This is a genomic window from Microbacterium sp. (assembly GCF_030149085.1).
GTDB lineage: Bacteria > Actinomycetota > Actinomycetes > Actinomycetales > Microbacteriaceae > Microbacterium.
The window spans coordinates 1-16,239 of the sequence record NZ_JASBSF010000077.1; the positions used below are offsets into that span (position 1 = coordinate 1).

Annotated in this window: 17 protein-coding genes; 12 read left to right on the plus strand and 5 right to left on the minus strand. The window is 66.8% G+C overall.

All coding sequences use genetic code 11. From position 1 onward, the window contains the following. The 6 genes from purL to Q1V87_RS03200 all read left to right on the plus strand — a co-directional run. A partial coding sequence (gene purL, locus Q1V87_RS03175; protein WP_300590813.1) for a phosphoribosylformylglycinamidine synthase subunit PurL occupies positions 1 to 2,055 on the plus strand: 2,055 nt, incomplete at its 5' end. Positions 2,056 to 2,064: 9 nt separating this feature from the next. Then, positions 2,065 to 2,196, plus strand: coding sequence for a hypothetical protein (locus Q1V87_RS03180; protein WP_267189853.1), 132 nt, complete (start codon positions 2,065 to 2,067; stop codon positions 2,194 to 2,196). Between the two features lie 57 nt (positions 2,197 to 2,253). Next, on the plus strand, positions 2,254 to 3,159 hold the full coding sequence (locus Q1V87_RS03185) for a hypothetical protein (protein ID WP_300590814.1): 906 nt from the start codon (positions 2,254 to 2,256) through the stop codon (positions 3,157 to 3,159). A 116-nt stretch (positions 3,160 to 3,275) separates the two neighbouring features. Next, the gene (locus Q1V87_RS03190) at positions 3,276 to 3,656 is read left to right on the plus strand and encodes a GntR family transcriptional regulator (protein ID WP_300590815.1); all 381 of its coding nucleotides are present in this window, start codon (positions 3,276 to 3,278) and stop codon (positions 3,654 to 3,656) included. After that, positions 3,653 to 4,615 carry an ABC transporter ATP-binding protein gene (locus tag Q1V87_RS03195; RefSeq protein ID WP_300590816.1) on the plus strand — a complete coding sequence of 321 codons (963 nt, stop codon included), beginning with the start codon at positions 3,653 to 3,655 and terminating at the stop codon, positions 4,613 to 4,615. Before Q1V87_RS03190 ends, Q1V87_RS03195 begins: the two co-directional genes overlap by 4 nt. Beyond that, entirely contained in the window at positions 4,612 to 5,298 is a 687-nt protein-coding gene (locus Q1V87_RS03200; RefSeq protein WP_300590817.1) for a hypothetical protein, read from the plus strand. Before Q1V87_RS03195 ends, Q1V87_RS03200 begins: the two co-directional genes overlap by 4 nt. 79 nt (positions 5,299 to 5,377) lie before the next feature. On the opposite strand, the gene Q1V87_RS03205 is transcribed toward Q1V87_RS03200, so the two are convergent. After that, positions 5,378 to 5,677, minus strand: coding sequence for a chorismate mutase (locus Q1V87_RS03205; protein WP_300590818.1), 300 nt, complete (start codon positions 5,675 to 5,677; stop codon positions 5,378 to 5,380). Between the two features lie 73 nt (positions 5,678 to 5,750). Here Q1V87_RS03205 and Q1V87_RS03210 point away from each other — a divergent pair, with 73 nt between their 5' ends. Next, a complete protein-coding gene (locus tag Q1V87_RS03210; protein ID WP_300590819.1) occupies positions 5,751 to 6,914 on the plus strand; it encodes an AI-2E family transporter in 1,164 nt (387 codons plus the stop codon). Here the strand turns inward: Q1V87_RS03210 and Q1V87_RS03215 are convergent. Continuing rightward, positions 6,911 to 8,455 carry a LuxR C-terminal-related transcriptional regulator gene (locus tag Q1V87_RS03215; RefSeq protein ID WP_300590820.1) on the minus strand — a complete coding sequence of 515 codons (1,545 nt, stop codon included), beginning with the start codon at positions 8,453 to 8,455 and terminating at the stop codon, positions 6,911 to 6,913. The genes Q1V87_RS03210 and Q1V87_RS03215 overlap by 4 nt on opposite strands. Before the next feature lie 242 nt (positions 8,456 to 8,697). Between Q1V87_RS03215 and Q1V87_RS03220 the strand changes: the two genes are divergently transcribed. Beyond that, positions 8,698 to 9,096, plus strand: coding sequence for a hypothetical protein (locus Q1V87_RS03220; RefSeq protein ID WP_292712753.1), 399 nt, complete (start codon positions 8,698 to 8,700; stop codon positions 9,094 to 9,096). Between the two features lie 213 nt (positions 9,097 to 9,309). On the opposite strand, the gene Q1V87_RS03225 is transcribed toward Q1V87_RS03220, so the two are convergent. From Q1V87_RS03225 to Q1V87_RS03235, 3 genes are all read right to left on the minus strand, one after another. Then, positions 9,310 to 10,146, minus strand: a complete 837-nt coding sequence (locus tag Q1V87_RS03225) for a CPBP family intramembrane glutamic endopeptidase (protein ID WP_300590821.1) — start codon at positions 10,144 to 10,146, stop codon at positions 9,310 to 9,312. A gap of 71 nt (positions 10,147 to 10,217) precedes the next feature. Continuing rightward, positions 10,218 to 11,243 carry a beta-propeller fold lactonase family protein gene (locus tag Q1V87_RS03230; RefSeq protein WP_300590822.1) on the minus strand — a complete coding sequence of 342 codons (1,026 nt, stop codon included), beginning with the start codon at positions 11,241 to 11,243 and terminating at the stop codon, positions 10,218 to 10,220. A gap of 12 nt (positions 11,244 to 11,255) precedes the next feature. Then, positions 11,256 to 12,542, minus strand: a complete 1,287-nt coding sequence (locus Q1V87_RS03235; protein WP_300590823.1) for an adenylosuccinate synthase — start codon at positions 12,540 to 12,542, stop codon at positions 11,256 to 11,258. A 105-nt stretch (positions 12,543 to 12,647) separates the two neighbouring features. Here Q1V87_RS03235 and Q1V87_RS03240 point away from each other — a divergent pair, with 105 nt between their 5' ends. The 4 genes from Q1V87_RS03240 to Q1V87_RS03255 form a co-directional block, all read left to right on the plus strand. After that, the gene (locus Q1V87_RS03240) at positions 12,648 to 13,361 is read left to right on the plus strand and encodes a Pr6Pr family membrane protein (RefSeq protein ID WP_300590824.1); all 714 of its coding nucleotides are present in this window, start codon (positions 12,648 to 12,650) and stop codon (positions 13,359 to 13,361) included. Between the two features lie 11 nt (positions 13,362 to 13,372). Further along, positions 13,373 to 14,815, plus strand: coding sequence for an argininosuccinate synthase (gene argG, locus Q1V87_RS03245; RefSeq protein WP_300590825.1), 1,443 nt, complete (start codon positions 13,373 to 13,375; stop codon positions 14,813 to 14,815). 78 nt (positions 14,816 to 14,893) lie between these two features. Next, a complete protein-coding gene (locus Q1V87_RS03250; protein WP_300590827.1) occupies positions 14,894 to 15,547 on the plus strand; it encodes a TetR/AcrR family transcriptional regulator in 654 nt (217 codons plus the stop codon). Beyond that, a partial coding sequence (locus Q1V87_RS03255; RefSeq protein ID WP_300590828.1) for a hypothetical protein occupies positions 15,537 to 16,239 on the plus strand: 703 nt, incomplete at its 3' end. The genes Q1V87_RS03250 and Q1V87_RS03255, both read left to right, overlap by 11 nt.

Genomic DNA, 16,239 nt, shown 5'->3' on the forward strand with positions numbered 1-16,239 from the left:
AACGCCGGCGTCGTCGACATCGGCGAGGGCTGGGCCGTGACGTTCAAGGTCGAGTCGCACAACCACCCGAGCTACATCGAGCCGTTCCAGGGCGCCGCGACCGGCGTGGGCGGCATCGTCCGCGACATCATCTCGATGGGCGCACGCCCCGTCGCCGTCATGGACCAGCTGCGCTTCGGAGCGATTGACAACCCCGACACCGCCCGCGTCGTGCACGGCGTCGTCTCCGGTATCTCGTTCTACGGCAACTGCCTGGGCCTTCCGAACATCGGCGGCGAGACGGTGTTCGACTCCGTCTACCAAGGCAACCCGCTCGTCAACGCCCTCGCCGTGGGCGTGCTGCGCCACGAAGACCTCAAGCTCGCCAACGCCTCGGGTGCGGGCAACAAGGTCGTGCTGTTCGGTGCCCGCACCGGCGGCGACGGCATCGGCGGAGCATCCATCCTCGCCTCCGACACCTTCGCCGACGGCGGCCCGACCAAGCGCCCCGCGGTGCAGGTGGGCGACCCCTTCGCCGAGAAGGTGCTCATCGAGTGCTGCCTCGAGCTCTACAAGGCGGACCTCGTCGAGGCGATCCAAGACCTCGGCGCCGCCGGCATCTCGTGCGCCACGAGCGAGCTGGCCGCGAACGGCGGCAGCGGCATGCGCGTCGACCTCGAGCAGGTACTGCTGCGTGACCCGAGTCTGACTCCCGAAGAGATCCTCATGAGCGAGTCGCAGGAGCGGATGATGGCGATCGTCGCCCCCGAGAAGCTCGACGCGTTCCTCGAGGTCGTCGGCCGCTGGGAAGTCGAGACGAGCGTGCTCGGCGAGGTCACCGGAGACGGGCGCCTACAGATCTTCTGGCACGGCGAGCAGATTGTGGATGTCGACCCCTCCACCGTCGCGGTGGATGGCCCTGTGTATGAACGGCCCGTCGCCTACCCGGCCTGGATCGACGCCCTCCGCGACGACTCGGCAAGCGCGCTGCAGCGGCCGAGCGAGCCCGACGAGATGCGGGAGCAGTTCCTGGCGCTGGTCGCGAGCCCGAACCTCGCCGACACCTCCTGGATCACCAACCAGTACGACTACTACGTGCTCGGCAACACCGCCCTCTCGTTCCCCGACGATGCCGGCATGGTGCGGGTGGACGAGGAGTCGGGCCTCGGCTTCTCGATCGCGACCGACTGCAACGGCCGCTACTGCCAGCTCGACCCCTACCAGGGTGCACAGCTGGCGCTCGCCGAGGCCTACCGCAACGTCGCCGTCACGGGAGCCAAGCCCGTCGCGGTCACCGACTGCCTCAACTTCGGCAGCCCCGAGAATCCCGAGGTCATGTGGCAGTTCGGTCAGGCCGTCGATGGCCTCGCCGACGGATGCCTCGAGCTCGGCATCCCCGTCACCGGCGGCAATGTCTCCTTCTACAACCAGACCGGCGACCAGCCGATTTTCCCGACTCCCGTGGTGGGTGTGCTCGGCATCATCGATGACGTCGCGCGTCGCATCCCGTCGGGGTGGCAGGATGCCGGAGAGAACATCTACCTGCTCGGAGTCACCGCCAACGAGCTCAGCGGCTCGGCGTGGGCACAGACCGTGCACGACCACCTCGGCGGGCGGCCCCCGGCCGTCGACCTTGCCGCCGAGCGGCGCCTTGCCGACCTCCTGCACGCAGGAGCATTGCAGGGTCTGATCTCCAGTGCGCACGACCTCTCCAGCGGCGGTCTCGCGCAGGCTCTCGCCGAGTGCGTCATGCGCTTCGGCGTCGGCGCCCGCGTGTGGCTGAACGAGATCATCGAACGCGACGGCGTGGATGCGGCATCCGCCCTCTTCTCCGAGTCCACCGGTCGCGTCCTGGTGTCCGTCCCCCGCGAGGACGACGTGAAGTTCCGCGGCCTGTGCGAGGGGCGCGGCTACCCCGTGCTGCGGATCGGCGTGACCGATGCCCCCGGTGACGGCGCGGATCCGAGCCTCGAAGTCCAGGGCCTGTTCACGGTGTCGGCATCCGATCTGCGCGCAGCGTCGAGGGCCACGCTTCCCGCGGCGTTCGGTCCGACGATCACCGAGCCTGCCCTCTAGACTGATCGCATGTCCGACGACGACACCAACGTCTACAGCGAGACCCGACAGCGACGCATCAAGATCGTCGCGTGGGTCGTGATCGTTTCGCTGATTCTCGTGGGTGGTGGCGCCACCGTCCTCGCCCTGCTGTTCGGCTGAGCACTCTTCGGGCTTTCCCCCGTGTCCGGCGGGGGATAGCGCGAATAGCATGATGGCGTGGAACCGCTGTTCCAGTTCATCGGCAGCTACTGGTGGCTCGTCTTCCCCCTGATGGGCGTCATGGGGATGATCGGTAGCGCCTGGGAGCGCGGCGCCCGGCGCCGGCACAAGCGGCGGCTCGAGATCCTGCAGGCCAAGGGCGAGATCCGTGCGGCGCAAGCCGCGGCCCGTGGCCGCCCCCTGATCGGCGTCACGCTTCCCGGCGCCAAAGCACCGAAGGATCCTCTCGCGCAGCGGGTCGAAGACGCCGTCGCTGCCGGAATGGGCACGGCGCCCCGAACCGCGACCGCATCGAGTTCGGCATCCGTCACGCCGCTTCAGAAGCTGCTGGCAGATCACGACGCGGTGACCAAACGCTGGCTCGAGTACGAACTGGACGTCGCCAAGATCATCGCCTACCCCGCCATGAGCGATGGCCGACAGCCGTTGACAGCAGCGTTTCTGCGCGCCAAGAAGGTTGCCGACCGACTCCGCCCCGACTCCGCGACCGCGAAGCTCTCGAGGGAACAGTTCACCGAGTACCGCACCGCCGTGACCGACTACGAGGTCGCGTTCGATCTGGCCGAGCGTGAGGCTCGCCGCATCCGTGACTCGTCGTTTACCGCCGATGAGCGCAAGCGCCTGAGCACTGCGCAGCAACTGCTGAGCGTCGCGATCGATCAGGCTGCCACCCCCGCCGAGCGCCAGCTCGCGTACCGACGAGTACGCGAAGAGCTCGACGGCCTGCTCGCTATCTCGGATGACGCGATCACGATCCTCGAAGAACGCGTCGCGCTTGAGCTTCCCGCGTCATCCCCCGCCACAACCCCCGTGGCGGAACCGCCCGCTTCGGCATCCGAGCGGGCGGCCGGCCCCGCATCTCCGGGCATTTGGCCCGTCCCCTCCCGCACCCCGCGCTCCTGAAACCAGCTCCAGACGAGCAGGCCCGGCGCCAAGCCGACGGATGCTGCGCTTGACGCATCCTGCGTTCTATGGTTACCTACTTGAGTAACTAACCGAAGAACACCACGGAGGCGCGGATGATCGAAGAAGGCAAGGCCCTCTTCCTGCAGATCGCGGAGAGCGTCGAGGACTCGATCGTTGACGGGAGCCTGGCCGAAGAGGCGCAGGCGCCCTCAACAAACGAACTCGCCGCCTTCTACCGGATCAACCCCGCCACGGCAGCGAAAGGAGTGACGATGCTCGTCGACAAGGGCGTGCTCTACAAGCGACGGGGCATCGGCATGTTCGTCGCCCCGGGTGCTCGCGAAAGCCTGCTCGCCGAACGGCGTGCGGCGTTCCGCGACCGCTACCTGACCCCCCTCTTGGCCGAAGCCCGCAAGCTCGGGCTCGGCTCCGAAGACCTCGCGCAGCTGCTCCGTGAGCACGCGCAGAACACGACAACGGAAGGCGACCAATGACTATCAACGATGTCGCACCCTCCGCGGGTGCCGGTGAGACGGTGATCGAGGTGAAGAACCTCACCAAGCGCTACCGCGATACTGTCGCGGTCGACGATGTGAGCTTCTCGATCCAGAAGGACACGATCTACGGTCTCCTCGGGCGCAACGGCGCGGGCAAGACCACCGTGATGTCGATCCTCACGGCTCAGAACTTCGCGACGTCGGGTGACGTGCGCGTGTTCGGCGAGCACCCCTACGAGAACGCTCGGGTGCTGCGCCGCATGTGCTTCGTCCGCGAGAGCCAGCGCTATCCCGATGACGCGAAGCCGATCCACGCGTTCGCGACGGCGAAGCTCTTCTTCCCCAACTGGAACCAGGAGCTCGCCGATCGCCTGATCGCCGACTTCCGCCTCCCTGTGCGCACCCGCATCAAGAAGCTCTCGCGCGGCCAGCTCTCGGCCGTCGGCGTGATCATCGGTCTGGCCTCGCGGGCCGAAGTGACCTTCTTTGACGAACCGTACCTGGGCCTGGACGCCGTCGCGCGTCAGATCTTCTACGACCGGCTCCTCGAGGACTACACCGAGCATCCCCGCACCGTCATCCTCTCGAGCCACCTCATCGATGAAGTCTCGAACCTCATCGAGCGGGTGCTCGTCATCGACCGGGGGCAGATCATCATGGATGCAGCCACCGACGACGTTCGCGATCAAGCCACCGCGATCGTGGGCGATGCCGCTGCCGTCGATGCCTTCGTCGCGGGACGCGAAGTGCTTCACCGCGAGAGCCTCGGACGGGTGGCATCCGTCACGATCGCGGGCGCACTGTCCGCAGATGAGCGCTCCCGCCTCACTGCTGCTGGCCTCGACATAGGTCCGGTGTCGCTGCAGCAGTTGATCGTCCGCACGACGCAGCACGCCGACGAGACGGATGCTGCGGCATCCGATACCCGCACCACCACGAAGGGAGGCCGGCGATGAACCGCATCGGAAATGTCGTTCGCATGCAGCTGGTCAACAGACAGACATTCATCTGGGTGCCGCTTCTCGTCCTGGGCGGCACGCTCGCGGTCACGCTCATGATCTGGGCGATGCTGCCTCCTGCGGCGGTGAAGTACGGCGGCGGTGCGCAGGCGCCGATGTGGTACTTCTTTGCCGTCGGCATCATGGGGATGACCCAGACCTTCCCGTTTTCGCAGGCGATGAGCGTCACGCGACGCGAGTTCTTCCTCGGATCGCTGTTGACCGCATCCCTGACCTCGGCAATCCTCACGGTGATCTTCGTCATCGGCGGGTTCATCGAGCAGGCGACCAACGGCTGGGGTGTCAACGGGTACTTCTTCTACCTCGACTGGATCTGGAGCTCGGGACCGGTCGTGGCAGCAGCGCTCATCCTGTTCATGACGATGACCTTCTTCGTCACCGGCTTCGCGATCGCCACGATCTACAAGCGGTTCGGCCCCACCATCCTGACGATCATCCTGGTGGGGTTGGGTCTTCTGCTGGTCGGCACGATGTGGCTCATCGGTCGGCTGAACGCCTGGGGACAGGTCTTCGGTTGGATCGTCACGCAGGGACCCGAGGGACTTGCGATTGGTTTGGTGATCACCCTGGTCGTCCTGTCGGGGATCGCCTACGGGCTTCTCCGCCGCGCCATTCCGTGACGGATGCTGCAACGAAACGACACGGGGCTCCCGGCCGGCCGGCGGGGGCCCCGTGCGTGGCTACCTGGAGGTGAAAGACTCAGCGCCCGTCAGCGGCCTCAGTGTGGTGGCGAATCACTTCGGCGACGACGAACGAGAACCACTTCTGCGCGAACTCGGGGTCCAGATCCGCCTCTTCTGCGAGACGCCGAAGTCGGGCAACCTGCTGTTCTTCTCGCGTAGGGTCCGAGGCCGGCATCCCGTGCTCAGCCTTCAAGACACCCACCTGCTTGGTAGCGCGAAAACGCTCCGCGAGCATGAAGATCAGGGCGGCGTCGATGTTGTCGATAGTCGCGCGCAAACGCAGCAGGTCGGCAACTGGATCGGTCGGCTCGGTCATCCCCACTCCCTTCGGACTGTGTCGAGATTATCGCCTCCCTTACACGGCGACCGCCGACCCCTAGAGTGTGACCATGAGCGACGAGAGCCCGACCCCGTCATCCTCGGTGGCGCCCGACGGCGAGACCGCCGCCGGGACCGCTGGGTCCACCGACGACACCATCACCCCAGCGCCGCAACGGCGGTCGTTCTGGGTCGGCCTGAATCAGCCGTTCGCGGTCGGGTTCGCCGTCACTCTGGGAGCGCTGGCTGCCCTTCTGCTCGGACTTGCCGTGTCGAATCTCGCCACGGTCATCATCTACATCAGCTTCGCGCTGTTCGCCGCACTCGGGCTCGACCCCATCGTGCGCGCTCTCGAGCGCAAAGGCGTAGGCCGCGTCTGGGGGATGGTGATTGTCTACGTGGGCTTCCTGCTCGTCATAGCCGGCGTCATCCTGCTCATCATGCCGACGGTTGTAGCGCAGATCGCACAGTTCATCCGCGACATCCCCTCGATGATCAATGACTTCGAGAAGTCCGACTCGTTCGCATGGCTTCAGACGAACTTCGGCGACCAGATCGGCAGCATCCTCAAGGACGTCGAGACCTTTATCCTCAATCCCGCGAACATCGCATCGATCACTGGCGGCGTGCTGGCTGTCGGTGCGGGAATCGCGACGGCGATTTCGGGCATCATCATCGTGATCGTCCTCAGCCTCTACTTCCTCGCCTCGCTGAACACGATCAAGGCAAGCTTTGTGCGCCTGACCCCGGCGAAGTCCCGCGCGAAGGTGACGGAGATGACCGAGCAGATCACTGACGGCATCGGCGGCTACCTCATGGGGATGGTCATCCTCGCGTTCTTCAACTCTGTCGTGGCCTTCTTCCTTCACCTCTTCCTCGGGTTGCCGTTCCCCGCGCTGATGGCGGTCATCGCGTTCTGCATCACGCTGATCCCCCTGATCGGACCCGTGCTCTACTGGGGCATCGCGACGATCATCGCGCTGTTCACCGATCCGGTTGGTGCACTGATCTTCGCTGCCCTCTATCTGATCTACATGCAGCTTGAGGCATACGTCCTGACTCCCCGGGTCATGAACCGTGCAATCTCGGTTCCCGGTTCTCTTGTCGTGATCGGCGCGCTGGTCGGAGGCACGTTGCTGGGACTGCTCGGCGCGCTCGTCGCGATCCCGATCACCGCATCGATCCTGCTGATCATCAAGCAGGTCGTGATCCCCCGGCAGGACGCGAAGCTCTAAGCGGGGTGGCTCGTGCTCGCCCGCTCGAGCAGCCCGAGGCGATAGGCAGCGGGAACAGCGTGGTGGCGCGAGCTCACCCCGAGCTTGCGATAGATCGCCGAGAGCTGCGTCTTGACCGTACTCGGCGACACCGAGAGTGCCTTGGCCATGTCAGAGACTGACGCGTGCCTCTCGAGCGCCTTCAACACGATGGTCTCGCGCGGTGTCAACTGCGGCCGTTCCGCTATCACGAGAGCTGCTGATGCCTTTTCGACAGCAGCCTCGAACGCCGGACGGATGCTGCGCTCGGAGAGGTCGACCATCTGATCCATGAGCCACCCCGGCATGTGCGCGATGATCCGGACGAGCCCTGCGGCAACGACCATGCGACCGACGATTCCCCCCTCTCTCGCGGTCGGCAGGTTCCCGAGTACGGCATCCGCCCAGATGCGGACGAGCAGAGCCTCAGCCCTCTCGGCAAGGCTGCTCGTCGAGCGATCGAGAACGGCTGTAGCGAGCTCGCGTGCAGCGCCCGCGTCTCCGACGTACATGTGCATGTGCGCTGTCGCGAGAACGACGAGGGGACCCTGCGGCGCGTGCGTCAACACCTGACGGGCGCGGTCGGGCTCTGACAGCTGCAGATGAGCATGAGCCTTCATTGCGGCCACCACATCCTGGGCGAACAGACTGTTCCAGCCCGGGTGGGTCGCTTCGGCGAACTCGACGATCTCGAGCGCCCGCATGGGACTGCGTTCGAGCAGAGCGTGTCGCGCGCGAAGAAGAGCGGTTACCGGCCACAGATCATCCGAAGCTTCCACCTCCGGCCACTCCATCTCAGGGTCATGAGCGTCGAACCGTTCCACGAGCATCATCGCCTCGGCGAGCGCCTGCTCCTCACGCAGCGCCCGAGCCCAGCTGGGTGGAATCTCGCCGGCCACGCGATCGAAGCGGCGAAGCTGACGTCGCGCCTCCACGAGGTTTCCGCGCAGCGCATGCACCGTCGCGGATTTGGCCAGGATGCTGCGGTGGAGCGTCGCGCAGGAGTCGGCGAGCCGCGCAGCCACGGCGAAGTGGGCCAACGCAACCGCAGACGAGCCTGCGTGAAGATGGGCGATCGCCAGCTGTACCCGCAGCAGGGCACGCAGGAGCGGCGGTGACCCGGGAGCTTCGAGAGTCCCCTCGGTGTCGAGCCGCGTCAGCTCCGCCAACAGTCCCGCGATCTCCTCGGGTCGCGCTCGAAAGCGACTCGCGCTGAGGGTGACGAGCATCGACTCCACCCGGACGGCATCGTGGGACTCAGGTGCACCGGGAGCGAGCTCCGGAACGCCCAGCAGGTCGGAACCCTGATGAGAACGCAGGACTACCCGAGCGGCGGCGACACGGACTGCCCAGACTCCGTCGTGGGGCGCCAGTGCAGCCAGTGCTCGGCTCGCCAGCCGCAGATCCTCGAACAACAGCCCCCAGAGGGCGAACTCGAGGATCGACTCGACGTCTTCAACCCGCTCGTCGTCGATCGCCGCACTCAGGTCGTAGCGCAGCTGGTCGTCGATGTGGCGGTGCATGGGTTCCTTATAACGAAGGCTGCCTGCACCCGCCAAAACCAGCCTAGTCTGTGGCGGAACCTGTGGCGGGTTCCGCACTAACTGAAGTCTACGGGCGGGTGAGACCAGGAGTATTCATGGACGATAGACGGTTGAATTACTCGATGTAGCTCATGCGCACATGGGCCCGACCCGAATAATCGAGGTGGGGGAACCGCGGGCATTCCGTGCCTGCGTCCGGTGTGTCGTCTGGGGGAAGGCCCGTGACCCGCAGTTCCGCTGCCGCTGTCGTGGCCGGCTGGATCCAGGCGATCAACGCTGCTGACCTTTCCGGCTTTCTGAGTGAGCTGGAAGAGGAGTGCATTCTCGTCGAGCCGCAGCACACCTATCTGGGCAAGGGCAACCTCGCCCGCTGGTTCGAGATGGTGGTACTGCACCGCTCATCCACGCTTCGACTCATCTCGACCCACGACGCCGAGCCCGATCACCTGCTCGCGTGGGCGGAGTGGCGGGCCACGAGCTTTCACGACGAAGTCACGGTCTGGACACCGCTTGCGGTGCTGACTGCGCGCGGACGAATCCGCGAGATCCACATCTCGCCCCCGATGCGCGTGCCCCTACCCGCTATCACCCCGCCCGAACCGGAGGAGAGCGCCGCATGAGAAACGCCCCTACGAGCAAGCAGTCGAGCGTCCGCCGCCCTGCGCCGCCGCCAAGCGGGCCGCGGTGGTGGCACTATCTGCTGGTCGGGCTGCTCGCAACCATCGCCATCGCCTTGGCCGGCGCCGCGCTCACCCAAGACCATTCGCCGCCGCAGCCCCGCGAACGTGTTGTGTCGCTCGGTCTGCCCGCCACAGGCCCGATGCCGGACGCAGTTACACCGAGCTAACGCGCTCCCGTCTGCGGTCCCGCCACAGGATGCCGGCAGCGATGACCCCCTGCACCATGACGAGGGCACTGATCGTGGCCGCAATCGTCCCGGCGGCTTGGTCGGATGCCGTGAGCAGGTCGAATCCCCCGTGCCAGATCAGCACGGGAACGATGCTCCATCCGGCGCCGCGCCCCATCCATGCGAGGAGGTACGAGCCCGTGACGAGGGCCAGCATCCATCCGATGATGCCCGGGCCCATCTCACGGTAGGTCGGGTTGAAGATGAAGGCCGGGGCGTGCCACACGATCCACACACCCGCGACGATGAGCGCAGCCCAGAACGTGGAGAAGCGCTCCGCCAGGTGCGGAAGCAGCCAGCCCCGCCATCCTGCTTCCTCGCCGAGCCCGAAGGTGAGGATCCACACAACGGCGATGGCTGCCACGTTCCACCCCGGCAGCTTCTCGGTCAGACCGAACTGCGTCATGTCGGGCCAGCCACCTGTCACGATCGCAGCGGTGAGGTAGCCGACGAGGAAGTACGCGACGGGCATCCCTAGGGCCCACCACCACCACACCCGGCGGAATCGCACCGAGAATGTTCGGTTGGCCCAGGCTCGCACCCCGCGCCACCCGCCGCTCCACGCGCTGGCAGCAACCGCCCCCGCCAGGGGCCCGAAGGACCCGGCGAAAAAGACGAGGGGGACCGGCGGCAGCTCCGTAGCGCTGAGCGCCGCGACCGCCAGAGGGGTCCACACCAGCCAGGTGAGGCCGAACGCGACGGCCAGGTAGACGACGACGCTCCCTCGGCGCCCCGCAACTGCCTCATCAAGGGCAGACGGCATGTCGACCTCCGTGCAGGCACCGGCGACCGCTCGCAGGTGGCGAGCTCGGAGTCAGACCGTTGCGGCGATACTCACGGTAGGCGCAGGAGGCAGGTCGGCGAAGGGACCTCGGTCCTGGTCGCGACGCGTCCCGGGATGCCGCGAGCATCGACAGCCAACACGACGACGTCGTTCGATCGCTGACCCGCGACGAGCACGCCGTCGCCGACGACGAGGTGATGCCGCGGCCAGTCGACTCCGGCCTCCACCAGGGCTAGCGGTGAGACCGCCTCGCCGTCGCCGGCCACCCGCATCACGGCGATCGTGTTGCTGCCGCGCACACCGGCATAAAGGAGCGTGGCGTCAGGCGACGGCGCCAGCTCTGCCGCGGTGTCGCCGTCGAGCGTCCCAGCGCCCAGCGGTGTTCCACCCACGACGTGCCACATTCCGGCCTCGTCAGGCGCGAGCACGAACAGCTCACATGAGAGCTCCGCGACGATGTACAGATGGCCACTGGGGTGCAGGATGCCGTGCCGCGGTCCCGAGCCCCGCGGGAGTGTCACCTCCTGCATGAGGCGCGGCGCGCGCGAACCGGTTCGCCAGAACCGAACGAGGTCGAACCCCATGTCCGTCGTGGCGACAACGCCCGGAGCCACGACGATCGACTGGTGAGCGTGCGAGACCCGCGGCTCGGGGTCGTAGCCCGCGTACGGGTCGGATGCCGCATCCGCCGTCGCGGAACCGCGAATGCCGCCGTCGGCATCCAGCTCGACCTGCACCACCTGGCCGTCTCCCCAGCACGTGACGAAGAGCCGTTCGCGACCAGCGAGGATGTGACAGGGCGCCGCACCGACGGGGGTCGGCTGCCCGAGCGCGACCCACTGGTCTGGCCCCTGCTCCCGGAATGCCTGGACCGCTCCCGCGCCCTCAAGTGTCGCGTAGACCACATCCAGCGTCGGATGCTTCGCCACCCACGAGGGGGAGGGCGCAGAGGCCAGGGTCCCCCGCCAGCTGAGGGCACCAGCGCTCGTCGAGTCAGCATCGCCAGCGGTGAGCAGGCCGATCCCGTCGGCGGTGCCGTCCATGTCGGTCGTGTAGCCGCCGACAAGAAAACGCACGCGCGGCCGACCTCAGTCGACCAGGTCGCGGCGGACGATGACCGCGTCCCGACCGGGTCCGACACCGATCACCGAGATGCGGGTGCCGCTCATCTCCTCGAGCGCGAGCACGTAGTCCTGAGCTTCCAGCGGAAGATCCTCAAACGTGCGCGCCCCGGAGATGTCCTCGCTCCAGCCGGGCAGGTACTCCAGGATCGGGCGCGCGTGGTGGAAGTCCGACTGATTGTCGGGAACGTCGTCGAAACGGCGCCCGTCGACGTCGTACGCGACGCACACGGGGATCTGCTCGAGGCCGGTCAGGATGTCGAGTTTGGTGAGCACGAGGTCGGTGATGCCGTTGATGCGCGTGGCGTACCGCGTGATGGGCGCGTCATACCAGCCGACCCGACGGGGGCGACCCGTCGTGGTCCCGAACTCGAAGCCCTGCTGGCGGATCCACTCGCCCTGCTCATCGAAGAGCTCGGTCGGGAACGGGCCGGAGCCGACACGAGTCGTATAGGCCTTGACGATGCCCACGATCCGGTCGAGACGATTCGGCCCGACGCCGGACCCCGTCGCCGCGCCCCCTGCGGTAGCCGAGGATGACGTGACGAACGGGTACGTGCCGTGGTCGACATCGAGCATCGTGGCCTGGCCGCCCTCGAAGACGACAAGTTCACCCGCGTCGAGCGCGTTGTTCAGCAGCAGCGAGGTGTCGGTCACCATCGGCCGAAGCCGTTCGGTGTACGAGAGCAGGTCTTCGACGATCTCGTCGACCGCGATCGCACGGCGGTTGTAGACCTTCGCGAGCAGGTGGTTCTTCTGGTCGAGGGCGCCCTCGACCTTCTGCCGCAGGATCTTCTCGTCGAACAGGTCCTGCATCCGGATGCCGACACGGTTGATCTTGTCGGCATATGCCGGACCGATACCGCGCCCCGTCGTTCCGATCTGGCGCTTCCCGAGGAAGCGCTCGGTGACCTTGTCGAGCGTGCGGTGATACTGCGTGATGACGTGCGCTGCCGAGCTGATCTTCAATCGCGACGTGTCGATGCCGCGAGCCCGCAGCGCCTCGAGCTCGCCGAAGAGGACCTCGAGGTCGACGACGACACCGTTCCCGATGACGGCGTTCACACCGGGGGAGAGGATGCCGGAGGGCAGCAAGTGCAGGGCATACTTCTCATCGCCGATCACAACGGTGTGCCCTGCGTTGTTGCCGCCGTTGAACTTGACGACCCAGTCGGTGCGATCACCGAGCAGATCGGTGGCCTTGCCTTTGCCTTCGTCGCCCCACTGCACTCCGATGATCACGATGCCTGGCATGACGAATTCCCCCGGGGTGACGTGAGCTGGTAGGTCTCGAGTCTATCGGCGCGTCGCATCGCGGCCCGAGACTGCTTTCGTGGTCGCGCTGGATATCGTGAGCGCATGCTGAGATCACGGGCCTGGGCGCTGACCTGGGCGGTGCTGCGACTGCTCGCCGCCATCGCAGGTGTGGCGGCGATCGTCGGCCAGTTGGTGCGCACGCTGAGTATCTCGGCGGGCAACGGTTGGCCACTCGGACTGACCGCCGTCGACTTCTTCAGCTTCTTCACGATCCTCTCCAACGTCGGCGCGGCGGTGGCTCTGACGATCGGTGCGATCCTGACCTGGCGGGGTGACCGCGTCGACCCCGCGTGGTTTGCCAGGCTGCTTGCTGCAGTGTCGACCTACATGCTGATCACCGGGATCGTCTACAACGCGCTGCTGCGAAACATCCCGCTGCCCCAGGGATCGACAGTTCCGTGGTCGAACGAAATCCTGCACGTCTGGGCTCCCCTGTTCATCCTGCTCGACGTTCTGTTCGGCCCGCTGCGGCGGCGCCTTCCGTGGCGTGCGCTGTGGACGATCGTCGCGTTCCCGATCGTGTGGGTGATCTACACACTCGTGCGCGGGCCGCTGGTCACCGACTTCCGCACCGGCAATCCGTGGTGGTATCCCTACCCGTTCCTGAACCCCAACATCCAGCCGTGGGGCTATGGCGGAGTCGCCGTCTATGTCGTCGGCATCGCCGCCGGCATCCTGCTGCTGGCAGCCGGGGTGATCTGGGTGGGTCGTCGGCGGGGTGCCGACCCCGCCGAGGCAGGCGGCGCCGCTCAGTAGACTGAGGTTCCATGTCGAAGGTCCTCCAGTCCCTGCCCATCGGCGAGCGCATCGGCATCGCCTTCTCGGGGGGTCTGGACACCTCCGTGGCCGTCGCGTGGATGCGCGACAAGGGGGCCGTGCCCTGCACCTACACCGGGGATCTGGGGCAGCCCGACGAAGATGACATCGCCGCCATTCCGGGCCGCGCGCTGACCTACGGTGCCGAGGTGTCGCGCCTTGTCGACTGCAAGACCGCGCTCGTGGAAGAGGGCTTCGCCGCCCTCTCGTGCGGTGCGTTCCACATCCGCTCGGGCGGCCGCACCTACTTCAACACCACACCGCTGGGTCGCGCCGTCACGGGAACGCTCCTCGTTCGCGCCATGAAGGAGGACGGCGTCGACATCTGGGGCGACGGGTCGACCTACAAGGGCAACGACATCGAGCGCTTCTACCGCTACGGCCTGCTCGCCAACCCCGCGCTGCGCATCTACAAGCCGTGGCTGGATGCCGAGTTCGTGCGCGAACTCGGTGGCCGCAAAGAGATGAGCGAGTGGCTCGTTGCGCACGGCTTCCCGTACCGTGACTCAGCCGAGAAGGCGTACTCGACGGATGCCAACATCTGGGGTGCGACGCACGAAGCGAAGACCCTCGAGCACCTCGACGTGTCGCTCGAGACCGTTGAACCGATCATGGGGGTGCGCTTCTGGGACCCCGAGGTCGAGATCGCAGCCGAGGATGTCACCGTCACCTTCGAGGCCGGTCGTCCGGTCGCCCTGAACGGCACCGAGTACTCCGACCCGGTCGACCTGGTGTTCGAGGCCAACCGCATCGGCGGTCGACACGGCCTCGGGATGAGCGACCAGATTGAGAACCGCATCATCGAGGCGAAGTCGCGCGGAATCTACGAAGCTCCGGGAATGGCGCTGCTGTTCATCGCCTACGAGCGCCTCGTCAATGCGATCCTCAACGAAGACACCCTCGCGACCTACCACGAGCAGGGGCGCCGCCTCGGCAGGCTCATGTACGAGGGCCGCTGGCTGGAGCCGCAGTCGATCATGCTGCGGGAGTCGATCCAGAAGTGGGTGGGTTCCACGATCACGGGGACCGTGACGCTGCGGCTCCGTCGCGGCGAGGACTACACCGTCCTCGACACCACCGCGCCGGTGATGTCGTACGGTCCCGAGAAGCTCTCGATGGAACGCGTCGGCGACGCAGCCTTCGGCCCGGTGGATCGGATCGGCCAGCTCACGATGCGAAACCTCGACATCGCCGATTCCCGCACGCGACTCGAGCAGTACGCGAGCATGGGTCTTCTCGGCGGCCCCACGGGTGAGCTGATCGGAGCTCTCAAGCGCGGCGAGGCCGAGGAGATCACTGAGCACGCCGCTCCCTACGACGCCGCCCGGGAAGAACTGGCCGAGGCGACGGATGCCGCGGGCGAGGCCGCAGCTTTCGATTTCGGCGCCGACTGAGAGGCGCTCAGCTGGCCGTGCCTGAGCATTCGCTGGCGAAAGTGCACACCAGTGTGCACTTTCTGCGATGATTGGTGCATGGCCCACACCGCCGCGCACGCCCTTCGCCGGGACGCCGTGCGCAACCGCGACGAGCTCCTCGCCTGCGCGCAACGTGAGATCGCCCGCGACCCTCGCGTCTCGCTCGCCACGATCGCGCAGGCCGCAGGACTGACCCGTCGCGCCCTGTACGGACACTTCGCCGACCGCGACGCATTGGTGCGTGCGGTCATCGAACGCGGTGCAGACCGGTTCAACGCGATAGCGAACGGCGTTGCCGAGGCCGAGCCATTGGAAGAGCTGATCGAGCTGACCACGCGGCTGTGGCACGAGGCCTCGCTTGTGCACGCGTCCGCGGCGATCGCCCTCGAGGAGCGCTACCTGGCACTGACTGCGGCGTCCCTCGCGCCCCTGCGCGCGCGTCTTGCAGCGATCGTCGAGGACGGTCAGCGCACCGAACAGATCCGGCGGGACATCAGCGCCGCGATGCTCACCCGCCTGATCGAAGAGACCGCACGCACCCTCATCGTCCGCTGGGACCAGCAGGATGCCGAGGTCACGGCTCAGCTGGCGGTGCGAGCCGTGCTCAGCATCGCCGGGTTGTCTTGGCAGGATGTCGAGGCTCGACTCGCAAGCACAAGCACGAGCACGAGCACGAGCACGAGCACGAAGGGGGCATCCGGTGCACGTTGAACTCTCCGACGTCAGCAAGGGCCGGCGCGGCATCGCGCTCCCGCACATGAGTCTCAGCTACGGCAACCGTGTCGCCAGACTCGCCGTCGCCGAAACCGAACAACGCCCCACCGTTCTCGGTCTCATCGCGGCGGGCAGGATGACAACCGATACCGGCACTGTCCGGATCGACGGGGTTGCAGACCGTGGCGCGCTGCGTCGACGAGTCGCCCTGGTCGACGCGCCGGATGTCAGCGATCCCGCGCCCAACGTCACCGTGTGGGGCATCGTCGCCGAGGAACTCATGTTCGCGGGTCACCCCGCCTCGCCTCGAGCAGTGAAGCAGTGGCTCCTGACGCACGATGCCGCGGGTCTGTCCCGCTTGCCGATCGCCGATGTCGCGCCTGCCGATCGGCTCCGGCTGCTGATGGAGCTCGCGATCCTGCGTCCCGGCGTCGAGGGTCTCGTGGTCGTCTCGCCCGATCGCCACGGCGGCCACCCGGAGCGATGGTGGCAGATCGCCGTCGGATTCGCCGACCGCGGCACGAGCGTTCTGGTGATCGCCGGGGCCGCGTCCGGCGCGGTGCTCGCCGACGTCGCGCCCCGCGCCGAGCTCGGCCCCCACGACGTCGAGAGCATTTCCGAGGCGATTCCGGGTTCCGAGCTCGCTGACCCCCCGGCGCTGGAGGACCCGGCGCCCACGAGCCTCGACG